The organism is Pseudanabaena sp. FACHB-2040 (assembly GCF_014696715.1).
GTDB lineage: Bacteria > Cyanobacteriota > Cyanobacteriia > Phormidesmidales > Phormidesmidaceae > JACVSF01.
Genome location: NZ_JACJQO010000002.1, coordinates 17884 through 31557 on the forward strand (window position 1 = coordinate 17884; position 13674 = coordinate 31557).

The 13674-nt window shown below is 53.6% G+C and carries 14 protein-coding genes; 5 read left to right on the forward strand and 9 right to left on the reverse strand.

Annotated elements, in window-relative coordinates:
- Positions 1-144: 144 nt before the first annotated feature.
- The 3 genes from fusA to H6G13_RS01860 all read right to left on the reverse strand — a co-directional run bounded on the left by fusA (position 145) and on the right by H6G13_RS01860 (position 3624).
- A complete protein-coding gene (gene fusA / locus H6G13_RS01850; RefSeq protein WP_190481473.1) occupies positions 145-2229 on the reverse strand; it encodes an elongation factor G in 2085 nt (694 codons plus the stop codon).
- 307 nt (positions 2230-2536) lie between these two features.
- Complete coding sequence (locus tag H6G13_RS01855) at positions 2537-3040, reverse strand: DUF411 domain-containing protein (RefSeq protein WP_190481474.1); 504 nt, start codon at positions 3038-3040, stop codon at positions 2537-2539.
- 179 nt (positions 3041-3219) lie between these two features.
- Positions 3220-3624, reverse strand: coding sequence for a hypothetical protein (locus H6G13_RS01860; RefSeq protein ID WP_190481475.1), 405 nt, complete (start codon positions 3622-3624; stop codon positions 3220-3222).
- A gap of 309 nt (positions 3625-3933) precedes the next feature.
- On the opposite strand from H6G13_RS01860, the gene H6G13_RS01865 reads away from it, so the two are divergent.
- From H6G13_RS01865 to H6G13_RS01880, 4 genes are all read left to right on the forward strand, one after another.
- Positions 3934-5700, forward strand: a complete 1767-nt coding sequence (locus tag H6G13_RS01865) for a mechanosensitive ion channel family protein (RefSeq protein ID WP_190481476.1) — start codon at positions 3934-3936, stop codon at positions 5698-5700.
- A 174-nt stretch (positions 5701-5874) separates the two neighbouring features.
- On the forward strand, positions 5875-6186 hold the full coding sequence (locus tag H6G13_RS01870) for a PadR family transcriptional regulator (protein ID WP_190481477.1): 312 nt from the start codon (positions 5875-5877) through the stop codon (positions 6184-6186).
- Positions 6187-6561: 375 nt separating this feature from the next.
- A complete protein-coding gene (locus H6G13_RS01875; RefSeq protein ID WP_190481478.1) occupies positions 6562-7416 on the forward strand; it encodes a cyanophycinase in 855 nt (284 codons plus the stop codon).
- Between the two features lie 73 nt (positions 7417-7489).
- On the forward strand, positions 7490-7699 hold the full coding sequence (locus H6G13_RS01880; RefSeq protein WP_190481479.1) for a DUF4327 family protein: 210 nt from the start codon (positions 7490-7492) through the stop codon (positions 7697-7699).
- Positions 7700-7703: 4 nt separating this feature from the next.
- Here the strand turns inward: H6G13_RS01880 and H6G13_RS01885 are convergent, their stop codons facing one another.
- Positions 7704-8537 carry an aldo/keto reductase gene (locus H6G13_RS01885; RefSeq protein WP_190481480.1) on the reverse strand — a complete coding sequence of 278 codons (834 nt, stop codon included), beginning with the start codon at positions 8535-8537 and terminating at the stop codon, positions 7704-7706.
- A 425-nt stretch (positions 8538-8962) separates the two neighbouring features.
- Here H6G13_RS01885 and H6G13_RS01890 point away from each other — a divergent pair, with 425 nt between their 5' ends.
- Complete coding sequence (locus H6G13_RS01890; RefSeq protein WP_190481481.1) at positions 8963-9205, forward strand: DUF1830 domain-containing protein; 243 nt, start codon at positions 8963-8965, stop codon at positions 9203-9205.
- 153 nt (positions 9206-9358) lie between these two features.
- On the opposite strand, the gene H6G13_RS01895 is transcribed toward H6G13_RS01890, so the two are convergent.
- The 5 genes from H6G13_RS01895 to fabZ all read right to left on the reverse strand — a co-directional run bounded on the left by H6G13_RS01895 (position 9359) and on the right by fabZ (position 13508).
- On the reverse strand, positions 9359-10036 hold the full coding sequence (locus H6G13_RS01895) for a biopolymer transporter ExbD (RefSeq protein WP_190481482.1): 678 nt from the start codon (positions 10034-10036) through the stop codon (positions 9359-9361).
- A complete protein-coding gene (locus H6G13_RS01900; RefSeq protein ID WP_190481483.1) occupies positions 10033-10710 on the reverse strand; it encodes a MotA/TolQ/ExbB proton channel family protein in 678 nt (225 codons plus the stop codon). The genes H6G13_RS01895 and H6G13_RS01900 overlap by 4 nt, the downstream gene beginning before the upstream one ends.
- A gap of 187 nt (positions 10711-10897) precedes the next feature.
- Entirely contained in the window at positions 10898-12127 is a 1230-nt protein-coding gene (lpxB, locus tag H6G13_RS01905; RefSeq protein WP_347277419.1) for a lipid-A-disaccharide synthase, read from the reverse strand.
- A 3-nt stretch (positions 12128-12130) separates the two neighbouring features.
- On the reverse strand, positions 12131-12970 hold the full coding sequence (lpxA, locus tag H6G13_RS01910) for an acyl-ACP--UDP-N-acetylglucosamine O-acyltransferase (RefSeq protein WP_190481484.1): 840 nt from the start codon (positions 12968-12970) through the stop codon (positions 12131-12133).
- Between the two features lie 76 nt (positions 12971-13046).
- Entirely contained in the window at positions 13047-13508 is a 462-nt protein-coding gene (gene fabZ, locus H6G13_RS01915; RefSeq protein WP_242028093.1) for a 3-hydroxyacyl-ACP dehydratase FabZ, read from the reverse strand.
- Between the last annotated feature and the right edge of the window lie 166 nt (positions 13509-13674).

The following is a 13674-nucleotide window of genomic DNA, read 5'->3' on the forward strand; positions in this document are numbered from 1 at the left end:
ATGACCGGTCAGGAACCGTGAGGGTACTCCCGCAGAGCTTATTTGTAGCTTTGCTCAGAAGACCAAAGATTAGGGCATCAATCGGACTAACGCAATTGCCGCAGCACAAATCTGCGGCAATTGCAGTGAGTGGCCTACCCGACGCTACGCAGCCGCCTGGCGCTCCTTGGCCTCCTTGATCACCTCTTCTGCCACATTGGAGGGGCAGGGAGCGTAATGAGAGAAGGACATCGAGAACTGGCCCCGACCCGAGGTCATGGTTCGCAGATCGCCAATGTAGCCAAACATCTCACTTAGAGGCACATCTGCCTTGATGCGAGCGCCCATTGGGCCGGTTTCCTGGGACTTGATCATGCCCCGGCGACGGTTAAGGTCGCCAATGACATCTCCCATGTAGTCATCAGGCGTGAACACGTCCACATTCATGATCGGCTCTAGCAGCTGCGGACCCGCCTTGGGCAGCGTTTGCCGGTAGGCAGCTCTGGCCGCGATTTCGAATGCGATCGCAGACGAGTCAACCGGGTGGTAACCGCCATCCGTCAGCGTGATCTTCAGATCCACACAGGGGAAGCCAGCCAGTACACCCTTGTCGATGCTGGCCTCAAAGCCCTTCTGCACAGCAGGCCAGAATTCACGAGGTACGGTACCGCCCGTCACCTTCGTTTCAAACTGGAAGCCGCTGCCGGGTTCGCCTGGCTCGATGATGTAGTCGATCTTGCCGTACTGGCCCGAACCACCCGACTGCTTCTTGTGGGTGTAGCTGTCTTCGAGGCGCTTGGTAACCGACTCGCGGTAGGCCACCTGAGGCTTGCCGACTTCTACCTCAACCCCGTGGGTACGCTTGAGGATGTCCACCTTAATATCCAGGTGCAGTTCACCCATTCCCTTAAGGATGGTTTCGCCGCTCTCCTCATCAGTTTCGACGTGGAAGGAAGGATCTTCCTGAACCATTTTGCTCAGGGCCATACCCATCTTCTCGTCTCCGCCCTTGGTCTTGGGCTTGACTGCAATGGAGATCACCGGATCGGGGAAGACCATCGGCTCTAGAGTCGCCGGATTTTTGGGATCGCAGAGGGTGTGCCCCGTCTGGACGTTCTTCATACCGACAATGGCGATGATGTCGCCTGCCTGCGCCGAGTCAATCTCTTCACGAGAGTTGGCGTGCATCTCTACCAGACGGCTGACCCGCTCAGTCTTGCCAGTAGCGGTATTGAGGATGGTGTCACCCTTAGACAGCTTGCCAGAGTACAGGCGAGTGAAGGTGAGCGCCCCAAAGCGGTCGTCCATAATTTTGAACGCCAAAGCCCGCAGAGGCTTTTCAGGATCAACGTAGGCAAAGGTGCCGGTCTCATGGCCCTCTAGGTCTACCTCAGGCTGAGGCTTGACTTCGGTGGGGTTGGGCAGATAGTCCACAACCGCATCGAGAACAAGCTGCACGCCCTTGTTCTTAAACGAGGAGCCGCAGTAGGTCGGGAAAAAGGCCAGATCAATGGTGCCCTTGCGGATGCAGGCCTTGATCTCGTCAATGGTCAGCTCTTCCCCTTCCAGGTACTTCTCCATCATGGTGTCGTCTTGCTCGACCGCCAGTTCAATCAGCGCCTCGCGGTAAGACTCGACATCGTCCACCATGTCGGCGGGCACGTCTTTGATCTCGTAGTTCATGGGGTCGCCAGAGTTGTCCCACACCCAAGCCTTACGGGTCAGTAGGTCAACAACACCAGAAAACTGCTCTTCCACCCCAATCGGCAGCACCATCACTAGCGGCTTAGCTGCTAGTACGGTTTCAACCTGCTTGACCACGCGATAGAAGTCGGCCCCGGTACGGTCTAGCTTGTTGATATAGATAACGCGGGCAACTTTAGAGTCGTTGGCATAGCGCCAGTTAGTTTCAGATTGGGGCTCTACACCACCTGAGCCGCAGAACACGCCGATGCCGCCATCGAGCACCTTCAGGGAGCGGTAGACCTCAATCGTGAAGTCAACGTGACCAGGGGTATCGATGATGTTCAGCTGGTGGTCGTTCCAGAAACAGGAAGTAGCAGCGGACTGAATTGTAATACCCCGCTCTTGCTCCTGCTCCATAAAGTCGGTTGTGGCTGCACCTTCGTGAACCTCACCGATCTTGTGGATCTTGCCGGTTAGCTTCAGGATTCTCTCAGTTGTGGTGGTCTTGCCCGCGTCTACGTGAGCGAAGATGCCAATATTGCGATAGCGAGTGAGGTCTTTCATATCTGCTCTTTTGGATGAATTTCGACAAACCGTTGGTGACCACCTTCAAGCGTTACTCACAGGTTTAAAGACGCTAGCCACGCAACCAGCGCCATCGAACCTCTGTCACACTGAACATCGTTATACTATTTTATTATTTTTCACATTCGTTTAGAGTTTTTGCGCCAAACTTTAGTCTGCTCGGAGTTTTCAAATCAGGACCTCATAACGCCAAAGGCCCTGTTTCTTGGCAAAGCTAGGAGCGAAGCTAGAAAATTTAGGCTGTCGGGGCTTAAGACTGTGGTGAAACCGATGTGATTAAAGGGATTTAAGTGTAGTGATTGAAGATAGCAGTTTGCCCAGCCTGATTAAAGGAAACGACCGAAAAGGCATCACGACGGTTGCCAGATTCCATTCCAGGGGATCCTACGGGCATTCCGGGTACGGCAATCCCCACTACTTCTGGTCGTTCGGCAACTAGCCGCCGAATATCGTCTGCCGGGACATGGCCCTCAATCACATACCCTTCCACTTTAGCAGTATGGCAGGAGGTCAGATCAGCGGGAATCCCGTACTGCTGCTTGAGGGTCGCCATGTCTTCGTGAAGCTGGTCAGTGACTTGCAAGCCCTGGGTTTCGAGGTACTCAATCCACTGGTGACAGCAGCCGCAGGTAGGGTCGCGATAAACCGTGATGTCTAGTGGAGGTTGATCTGGAGCGGAGGCAAGGCTGTTGGCTTTGGCCGCACTGATGCGCCCAGTTAAAGCACTGCCACCGACAACACCAGCTGCAATTGAACAAAGGCCAATCTGATTAAAGAGTCTACGCTTCATAGTTAGCGTTTTAGGGTTACCAATATGGGAGTTTGGGTCGTTCTAGATTTTGGAGCGGGCAAGATTTGAATGGAGATCTTAAACCCTATGCTGAGATCTTGCAAAGTCGTTTTTGAGGCAGCGGTTTCGGTCAGGAGTGCGATCGCATCTAACCAAAACCACCCCTTCTAAGGTAATGGTTAAGTCAGTGAAGCTGAGCGCTGAATTCCCCACTTGCCCAGGCTAGCGCAGCGCTTGGGATCTAGTGAGTGCTGACTAAGTCCGGCAACCACAGCAGCCTGGATATAGGGAATGGCAAAAACGCTAAACTCAGTTTTTTGCTTTGGGTCAAAGGCTTCGAGAGCCGTCGTGAGTCCCTGGAAACCGGCTTCCTCAAGCGCTTGCCAAGCATTGCTGTAGTCTTGGCAAAGGCGACAGACTACCTTGCGAACTAGCCCGCTATTGAGCCTTACCAGCTGATCCCAGATCTTAGTAGAGGGGGTTTGGCGGTAGGTTAGCAGCAGCTCTAGCATTTTGGCATCGTAGGGTGCTTTGGTCTTCATGCGCTGGTGGGTGGCCCCCGCCCCAATGAGTGATATGCCCATTGTGAAAGACCCACCAGAATGTTAAACCCGTTGTTCCACGGGACTCTACGTGAATTTTGGGAGAACCTCCGGGTAACTACGGATAGACCCTTAGGATGAGCTTTGTCTTCTCTGCTCATTCCTATCGACAGAGGGGAATCTATCTTGTTTTTGCCAGTTTAGGAGGGATTTATAGCTGCTGTCATTGAGGAAAAGCACCTGGCTCTGATCGACTTGAGCCGTTCTGTTTTGACAAAACGGATGAAACCGAGAGTGCTGCACTCAATTAACGGCAGCTATAAAGCCAGTTGTGTTGTCTGAGGTGAAACAATGAAGTTTCCCCAATCTAAAATTAATCCTCGAAAAATCCGCTACAGAGCAATTGGCCTAGTTTTTGGGATCATTAGCTCAATATTGCTGTCAGGATTGCTGACTCTGCCCAGTTGGGGACAAGTGCCCAGCCTGCCTCCAAATGTAGCTCAGTCTGCTGGCTTTCTAGCCGATGCTGCCTTCGACGATCAGGCAATATTGACAGGTGAAGTCCGTTTAGATGGCCGCAGCTTGTTTGCGATCGCAGCTCCAGCCCTCGGTCAAGCGGGTCAGCTTGGTGCAACAACCCCGATTGAGGAGCGGATTCAAGGCATTGAAAGAACGCTTGTTCAAGTTGCTAACAGCGAGTTCGATCCAGACGAACTTGAGGTCCGATCAGAAATAGACGAGAGCAGTAGGCTTCCGGTCATTACTATTAACGATCAGTACTTGATGACCGTGACTACCCTTGATGCCCAGCTACAGGTGCAAGAGCCTGAGCGATGGGCTAATCAGCTCACTGGAATAATTCGTCAGTCCCTGATTAGAGCTCGCCAGGAACGGCAGCCTGAGTTTCTAACTCGTCAGGCCTTAATTGCCTCAGCAATTATCTTGGTAACGCTAATTTGTGGCTGGATTATTGCCTACTGGCAGGGCCTGTTTCAGGCCAGGAAAAAACAGCTAGAAATAGAAAACCCTCCCGATACAAGCACGCCTGCAGACATTGTCCGGGAACCTCTCTCTGATCCGATGGATCTAAGAAGAGGAGGCCTCAAACGGCATTACCAAAACCTCATTGATTTGAGAACCCGACTGCTGCAGATTGCTCAATTCAGCCTGTTTGCAGCTGCTCTATTTATTGTGCTGGGCTTGTTTCCCTACACCCGATGGCTTCAGCCCTTCCTATTTTCCGCGCCTCTGCAGATTCTCCTCATTGGTATGGCAGTTTATTTGCTAATTCGATTTAGCGATATTCTGATTGACCGCTTTACCGGAGCATTTGCCCGTAGGAACCAGATCGATCCAGAAGCTTATCAGCGCATTTCTCTCCGGATTTCTACCTTTTCTAGAGTGCTTAAAAGTGGGGCTGGGGTGATCTGGTTGGTGATTGGTATTTTGGCAGCGTTGTCGGTCGTTGGGGTTGACCTCGTGCCGCTGCTAGCCGGGGCCGGAATTATCGGTTTGGCAATTTCCTTTGCCGCTCAAAGCTTGGTCAAAGACATGATCAACGGAGCCCTGATTCTATTTGAGGATCAGTATGCTGTAGGCGATGTGATTAACTTGGGGGAAGTCTCGGGCTTTGTAGAGAACATGAACCTGCGCATCACTCAGCTGCGAGACAGTGAAGGGCAGCTCATCACGGTGCCCAACAGCGCCATTGCCATTGTCCGCAACCTCTCCAAAGACTGGTCCCGAGTCGATTTGTCAATTGACTTAGCCTACGGCACTAACCCGGATCACGCCCTGGCTGTAATTCGCAGCCTGTCTCAGGAGATCTACGCCGATCCAGCATGGCGGGCCAAAATGCCTGAGCCGCCAGAGGTGCTTGGCATTGATGAAGTAGACCATACAGGCCTTCTCATTCGAGTCTGGATTAAGACACTGCCACTACAGCAGTGGAAAGTGGCCCGAGAGTTTCGCCGCCGCCTAGCCCATGTGTTGGAGCAGGAAGGTTTAGCCATCGGCATCCCTCAACAGTCTTTGTATTTCAAAAGTTCCCAAAGCTTTGATACCGAATGGCAGGACCGCCATCACGAAGGCCCTCTAGAGAGCGTGACGAGGGAGTAAGCAGCCCCTAATTTACTGGACTCATTAGCCCACGTCATCGGAGGGCAGCTAAGTCAGATGGAATGCCAGATAGAATGATTGGGCAATCTGGGCAGACGTGTGAGTTGAGCGAGTTTGCTAGCCGCGTCTGGTATCTGTTACTGGCTATCTGAATATCTATTTGAGTGGGGCAGGATGGGCGACAGGGATTTTTATTCGGGGCTGATCCGGCTGCATATTCTTCACCATGCCGTTCGTGAACCCATCTTTGGCCTGGGGATTATTGAAGAGTTAGGCCGCCACGGATATAAGCTCAGCCCCGGCACTCTCTATCCCATCCTGCATAGCCTGGAGCGAAAAGGCTATCTCTACTCGTTCGAGGAGCGCTCTGGCAGACAAAAGCGTAAGTTTTATCGGGCCACTGCCAACGGACAAGCAGCCTTAGAAGACGCTAAAGACAAGGTAAGAGAGCTATTTGGAGAGCTGTTTGAAGCCGACCCTTCCTGAGCGGGTCTTTCCTACCAGGAGTTACCGAAGGGACTTTAGAGAAATCTCACACTGAAGCAGCTTTTCTGTCGAACTGGGAGTACACCATAACTTTGTCAAAGGTGCAAAAAAAATCGATCAAGCTGTACCGAAGCAGATTAGGAATGCGATAAAGCCAGCAAAAGGAAATTTGTGCTAGCCAATTTGAAGGTTAAGTAACTCAACACAAGCTACCTCTGTTAGCTGACCTTAAATACCTCTCAAGTAAGGCGTTTTTTAACTGATTTGTGCCTGACCTTAAGGTGCTATTTTGTATCAAAATCTACCGTTGGATTCTTCCAGTTTTCAAATTTCTTGTGTTTTAGTAAAACAGATAACACAATTGGTTAAAAATCAATGGCTCCTGAGCAAACCCAAACGGTTGAAAGTGAAGCTGCACCGGAGAATATTGCCCTGCCTGAAACCCATGGCCAACTGGTAATTATTGGCGGGGCAGAGGACAAAGAAGGGGAGTGCAAAATTCTGCGGGAATTTGTGCGGCGGGCAGGGGGTGTACAGGCCCGTATTGCTGTTATGACGGTGGCGACAGGCTTGCCCGGCGAGGTGGGTGAGCAGTATATCAACATTTTCGAGCGGCTGGGCGTGGAACGGGTAGAGGTGGTTGATACAGCCCACCCCGACGATGCCCGCAGTCAAAGCGCTCTAGAGGCTGTGCAGCAGGCCACGGGAGTCTTTTTTACTGGAGGTAATCAGGCCCGAATTACGGAGTTGATCAAAGACACCGAACTCGATGCCATGCTGCATCGGCGGTTTGCTGAGGGCATTGTTATTGCTGGCACCAGTGCTGGGGCTGCAATGATGCCGGACATGATGATTGTTGAGGGAGAAGCAGAAACCAGCCCGCGACCAGACGTGGTGAATATGGACCGCGGTATGGGTTTCTTGCCTGGCGTTGTGATCGACCAGCACTTTGCCCAGCGAGGCCGGTTGGGGCGGTTGCTATCGGCTGCGGCTCAACAGCCCGTTGTAATCGGCTTTGGCATTGATGAAAATACTGCGATCGCAGTCAACGGCAGCGAGCTGGAGGTCATCGGCGAAGGCGCAGTCACCATTGTTGACATGGCTAACGTGACCCACAACAACGTGGATGAACTGCTCAGAGATGAGCCGCTAGCCCTCTGTGGCGTCAAGCTGCACATTCTGCCTCACGGCTACAAATTTGATCTCAAAACTCGCTCCTGCGTTTGTTGATGGCTTGATGCTACTGCTATCAGCGCCATCATGAGAGGGGCAAGGCCCAAAACACCCTTCGTAAAATCTGACTATGCGCTACACGCTTGGTTTTATTCAAGACGAAGTTCGAGAGCTAGTGCAGCGGGGCGTGGTTAATCGCCGCCAGCCAATCTACACCCTCTACCGCTACATCCCAGCCTGCGACTGGCCTAATTTTCAGCAAGAATTGGAGGATAATGACTACCTTTTGCGAGATCGCATTGGCGATCTGCTCCTGCCCGAAACCTGGGATAACGACTAAACGCCTACAGCATCTCCAGGGCGATGGGCTGAGCGGGTGGGGGAAAAGCCTCATCTAGCGCCGCTAGATCCTCAGGGCTGAGCTGTATTTTCAGGGCAGCCTGGTTCTCCTCGACGTGAGCCAGGCTGCTCGCTTTAGGAATAACAATCACATTGTCTTGGTGCAGTAGCCATGCGATCGCAAGTTGAGCCGCACTCACGCCCTTTTGCTGCGCCAGCGCCTGCAGGGGTCGGTGCTTGAGCAGTCGTCCTTGTTCTACTGGAGAGTAAGCCATGACAGGGATCTGTCGCTGGCGGCACCAGGGCAATAAATCCCACTCGATGCCCCGGCGCATCAGGTTGTAGAGCACCTGGTTGGTTGCGATCGCGTCGCCCCCTGGCAGGGCAGTAGCCTTTTCCAGATCCTTCACATCAAAGTTACTCACCCCAAAAGCTCGAATCTTGCCTGCCTGTTTCAGCGTTTCGAAGGCTTCCAAGGTTTCGCTGAGGGGCACCGAGCCGCGCCAGTGGAGCAGATACAAGTCTAAATAGTCGGTCTGGAGCCTTTGCAGAGAGCGCTCACAGGCTGCGATCGCACGTTCGTGTGTGGCGTTGTGAGGATAGACCTTGCTAACTAAGAAAACGTCGGAACGACGACCGGCAATCGCTTCCGCAATGACTGTTTCAGCTTCGCCTTGACCATACATTTCAGCGGTATCGATTAAGGTCATCCCCAAATCCAGACCGTGACGCAAAGCAGCAACCTCCTCCTGGCGAAATCGAGCCGACTCACCCATTTTCCAGGTTCCCAACCCCAGCACCGGTATCAGCTGTCCTGAGGGTAAACGGAGCGTTCGCATAGATAGTTCTCGGTTCTCTAAGCCCATATATTGCCAGATATCGGTTAAATCGAACATCTACCTGGGGCGTTGCAGTTAGCCTGCCCAATTGAGGCCTCTACTTCTCTTCCGTTTACCCTGCCCTCAAACTCGTATCAACTTTATGAATCTGGGGATACAACGTGGATCTACAGAGAACAGATTGCCATTATTGAGGGAGAGTCAGTTGCAGTCATAGATTCGACAAGCTGCCCCGATTCCCTTCAGGGCATGCGTTCGGCTGGTCAGCAGCAAAATTTACTCCTTGCAGGCAAGGAACTTTTCATTTAATTCGTCGGTCACCCTAGAAATGTGTTCCCATAATCCCTTTGGGACATCCCTAACACACCGGCTCGCGCTACGTCCTTTGTCCCTCAAATCCGTTCAGCCAATAGATGGTGATCTAAATGATTGAAGGCCCCGAATCGTTTACTTGCCACTACGTCTATGTCAATGCCACCAGCAAGGTCCAGGTGATCCGCGTTGCCAATGTACCTGATTGGCATTTTGAGCGCGTTGCCTTTCCGGGGCAGCGACTTCTGATTGAGGCCAAACCCGAAGCCGTTGTGGAAATCTATATTAACGAAAGAGCTAGCTCTGTGTTGAAAGAGCGAATCCCCAGTGAAGATCTACAGTGCGTCTGGCTGTAGTTTGGATTTTGCAGGTCCTGCAGGTCTTGCAGAGTAAAATGCCTCGATGTAGGGTCAACACCTAGTCAGCAAACCCCAGGGTTCCAACAGAGCCCTGGGGTTTGAAGTCTCTACTGGCTAGCCACAGCTCGACAAAGGTCTGCTCTCCCGCTACTAATTTTCTGGGGCCAGAGGGGCTGACGGCTGAGCTTCAGGATTGCTCGGGGAAAGGGGATCGCCTGTAGGGAACTGAGGCTGATTCAAGGGCTGCTGCTGCTCTCCAAAAGGCAACAGCGGCGCATTAGGATCGACAGGCGCTAGGGGGCTGCCTGGAGCTGGCTGTAGGGGGAACAAATCGCCTTCCTGCTGGCCCGGTTGACCGGGTTGGATAGGTTGACCGGACTGCGTGCCGTCTGGCTGACCTCGATCCCTTGGTAGGGTTGCCAGGGCCACACGATCGCCGCCAACCGAGCGCAGCAGGTCAAGCACTGTCACGACATCTTCATAGCGAGCATCGCGAGAGGCATAGAGCACGATCAGGCCATTGGGGGCTGCCTGCTGGTGCTGCAGCAGCACATCGTAGAGCAGGTCCAGCGTCACCGGCTGCTGATCGAGATAGACCTGACCAATGGCGTCAATGCTGACATAGAGCCGATCGGGAATGGCTTGGCCGGTTCCTGGAACGGGTTGTCCGGTCTGGGCCGCAGGCAGATCTAGGTCAATTGCCTGCTGCTGGGTCAGGCCCACCGCCGCCAAAATGAAAAAGGTGAGAATACAGAAGATAACGTCAATCAAAGGCACCAGTTCAAGCCGCACGTCCTCTGTGGAGGTTTCTAGTAAATCGAGCTTCATAGGGGTCTAGCCTCCGAGGGCGGCACGGCCACAGGGGTAATCGCGGGGCGCTTAGACCAGTCTTGGCGGTAGAGCAGCTCTAGCTCACTGCCCGACTGGCGAAACACCTTTGCCTGACCAAACACAAAACCCGAAAACAGTCGATAAAAAGCCAGGCTCGTAATAGCAATCACAAGGCCCATCGCCGTGCTGATCAGGGCTTCGGCAATGCCCAGAGAGGCACCAGCTGTGGCATTGCCTCGACCCAGGTCGCTAAAGCCAATTGAGCCTAGAGAATTAATTAGACCGACGACAGTACCAAACAGGCCCAGCAAGGGCGATAGCGCAATCACGGCTTCGAGGATTTTCTCACCTTTACGCATGGTGGAAAGCTCTTCGTTGGCCGAGGTTTCCAGAGCCAAGCGAAAGACCTCGGGATCAGGCTCTTGCAGCTTCAGCCCAGAGTAGAGAAAACGCCCCATCGGCAGCCCACTGGAGCGCTGGGAAATTTCGGTAGCGGCGTTCCAGTCACGTCGAGCCGCCTCTAAAACCCGACCTGCTACTTCTCGCTCCCGCGTCAAAATCCTGGACCAGAACCAGATGCGCTCGATAATAGTTCCCAAAGCCAGAATCGACAAAAAGAGAAGGGGCCACATGGCAATGCCGCCACGAGCAAAGAGTTCAGGAATATTCAAGGCAAACCTCCTAACGCCACATCCGCTGCACTAACATAATTCGCTGCATTCACTTAGCATCAGCCAGCATGAGCATAACAATTCTAGAAAGTTTGGGATCTAGAAAGTTTGAGATCTATCGCATCACGAGCAGCCATTTTATCAAAACGCTCGATTGATAGGCCCATTCGGCTTTTTTAGAACTTTTCTAAACACTGGAAATAGACGCGCTCTGTTGGGCCTGCCGCTCCTGTAGCAAGTTGAAAATTTCCTCGGCGGCGCGATCGCACACCCCCGGTTCCCCCAGGGCCTGCCGCATCCTGGCGTAACCTGCCAGCATAGTCTGCCGGGGGGCTGCCTCGGTTAGCAACTCCAGCGCCTGTGCCACAATTGCCTCTGGGGTGGCCTGCCACTGCAGCAGTTCTGGCACAACCGGCTGCATCTCTACCAGGTTGACGGGCGAGGCAAAAGGCAGATCGAGCTTTAGCAGGTGCCGTGCTACCCAAGCTGACACGGGGTTGAGCTTGTAGAAGACAACCTGGGGTACATTCATCAGGGCGATCTCTAGGTTGGCGGTGCCAGACTTAGTAATGGCCAAATCCGCAGCTGCGATCGCATCTTGGGTAAGACCATCAACAACCTGAGCCTGCAGCCCATACTGCTGGCAAGCCTGCTCAAAAATTGGGCGAAATCGGGGTGACGACACCGGCATCAAAAACTGCACCTCTGGCAGCTGGGCCTGCAGGAGCTGAGCCGCCTGACAAATAGTCGGCAGCATGTACTTCACCTCCTGGCTACGAGAGGCGGGCAACAGGGTGACAACCCGAGCCGTCGGGTCTAGTCCCAACGATTGCCGAGCTGCTGCTTGGTCGGGTGGGGTTGGGAAGCGATCGACTAAAGGATGCCCTACCCAACTGACCCTAGCTCCCAATTTTTCAAAGTAGCTGGCCTCTGCCGGAAAAATAGCCAGCATCCGATCAGAATTAGCGACCAGAGTCTGCGAGTCCTTTTGGCTAAAAGCCCAAACCCACTGCTGCGGTGCGATGTAGTAAACCACAGGCAGCGCAGGCTGCCTCTGACGCAAAAACTTGCCGATCACCAGGTTGGGATTCATATAGTCAATCAGAATCGCCAAATCGGGCGGCTGACGTTCCAGCACCTCTCGGGCACTACGCTGAATTCGCAGAGTCGGCAGCAGGTAGGGCAGCGCCTCAAAAAGGCCCACTGAGCCAATGGCTGTGGTGTCGGCGATCAAAGTGGCTCCGGCAGCAGCCATGCGCTCTCCCCCCAACGCCACAATTTCGACCTCAAGCTGTCGTCGGGCTGCCTGCCGCTGCAGCGCTGCTACCAGCAACGCCCCCTGCAAATCCCCTGAGACTTCCCCAGTGCTGATAAACAGCCGAACGGATCGCGTCTTACCCTGCACGTTCAAACTCACCGGCTAGTCCTCACGATCTGAGGCCTTTTTGCCGCCAACTCTGCCGGGAAGGCTGCCCCGGCGCTTTCCGCCAGCATGGGAAGCTTTGAGAAACTGCCGCAGATGAGACACATGCTCGTTTCCCCCGATCTGCTCGATCTGCTCAAGGGCCATTTCGAAGGGCAGATCAGAGCGGTATAGCAGGCGAAAAGCCTGTTTCAACTCCTGAAAAAGTCGGCCTCCATCACTATGAGTCAACCCGGCTCGGCGCAAACCTACCAGGTTTAGCCCCCGCACTCGGCCAGGGTTGCCTTCAACAATGGTGTAGGGCGGTACGTCGCGATCAATGCGGCTCATGCCGCCGACCATCGCGTAACAGCCAATGTGGACAAACTGATGGACGCCCAACACGCCCCCAATCACTGCATTTGACTCGACCTCAACATGACCGGCCAGAGCAACCGCATTGGCAATCACAATATTGCTGCCTACGACGCAGTTGTGCGCTACGTGGACATAGGCCATCAGCAAATTGTTGTCGCCCACGAGAGTCGCTTCGCCTGCTCCCGTAGCCCGGTTGATGGTGACGTATTCGCGGATCAGGTTGTTGTCGCCAATTTTGACCTGGCTCATCGAGCCATCGTATTTGCGATCTTGGCTTTCCATGCCGATCGTGGCTCCCGGAAAAATCCGGTTCTGAGCCCCAATTTCAGTATCACCATCAATTACCACGTGAGCCCCAATTTCGCTGTCAGGGCCAATGGTCACTTTCTCGCCGATGACGGCATAGGGGCCAACCTTAACGCTGGGATGCAGCCTGGCACCAGAATGAATCACCGCCGTTGGATGAATAAGCGTAGTCAAAGTCATGCCTCCGGAAACCAACGCAATAGCTGGAATGCAGGAAAATACAGAGGTTCTGGTAGGAGCTGCAAGGACATTAATCCACCACCGAAAACATCAACTCCCCTTCGCAAACAAGCTGACCATCTACCTCAGCTCGACCCTGCATTTTGCCAAATTTTAGGCGCTTGATCGCCAGCAATTCTACGGTCATGATTAGCTGGTCCCCCGGGACAACTGGGCGGCGAAACCGCACCTTGTCAATCCCGGCGAACACACAGAGACCGTTCACGCCCGGAATTTGTGTCAGCACAATGCCCCCCACCTGGGCCATCGCTTCTACAATCAGCACCCCAGGCATGATGGGCCGGCCGGGGAAATGCCCCTGAAACTGCGGCTCGTTGAACGTAACGTTTTTAATCCCAACCGCTCGCTGGCCAGGAACGTAGTCAATAATGCGATCAACCAGCGCAAATGGGTAGCGGTGAGGCAGCAGTGCCTGGATCTCCTCGGCTGAAAAGGTCTGCTTCACGGTCTCTGCCTCGCTTGAGTCGAGCAGATCGGGTTCTGGTGCGACAACAGCAGGGCCGACGGCCTGGACAGTTGAGTTTGAAGAGTTCACGTTTACCACGGTCTCAATTCCCACTTGCATTGAAGGCGCAGCTTAGGGAGAAAGGCCCTCACTGCGTTTAAATGATTCTCCCACTAGATGGTCATCCTATGAT

Excerpts from the sequence above, each read along its gene's own strand:
- H6G13_RS01875 (WP_190481478.1), top strand. The coding sequence starts at position 6,562 with ATGGCTCCTGAGCAAACCCAAACGGTTGAAAGTGAAGCTGCACCGGAG.
- H6G13_RS01880 (WP_190481479.1), top strand. The coding sequence starts at position 7,490 with ATGCGCTACACGCTTGGTTTTATTCAAGACGAAGTTCGAGAGCTAGTG.
- fusA (WP_190481473.1), bottom strand. The coding sequence starts at position 2,229 with ATGAAAGACCTCACTCGCTATCGCAATATTGGCATCTTCGCTCACGTA.
- H6G13_RS01855 (WP_190481474.1), bottom strand. The coding sequence starts at position 3,040 with ATGAAGCGTAGACTCTTTAATCAGATTGGCCTTTGTTCAATTGCAGCT.
- H6G13_RS01865 (WP_190481476.1), top strand. The coding sequence starts at position 3,934 with ATGAAGTTTCCCCAATCTAAAATTAATCCTCGAAAAATCCGCTACAGA.
- H6G13_RS01885 (WP_190481480.1), bottom strand. The coding sequence starts at position 8,537 with ATGCGAACGCTCCGTTTACCCTCAGGACAGCTGATACCGGTGCTGGGG.
- H6G13_RS01870 (WP_190481477.1), top strand. The coding sequence starts at position 5,875 with ATGGGCGACAGGGATTTTTATTCGGGGCTGATCCGGCTGCATATTCTT.
- H6G13_RS01890 (WP_190481481.1), top strand. The coding sequence starts at position 8,963 with ATGATTGAAGGCCCCGAATCGTTTACTTGCCACTACGTCTATGTCAAT.
- H6G13_RS01895 (WP_190481482.1), bottom strand. The coding sequence starts at position 10,036 with ATGAAGCTCGATTTACTAGAAACCTCCACAGAGGACGTGCGGCTTGAA.
- H6G13_RS01860 (WP_190481475.1), bottom strand. The coding sequence starts at position 3,624 with ATGGGCATATCACTCATTGGGGCGGGGGCCACCCACCAGCGCATGAAG.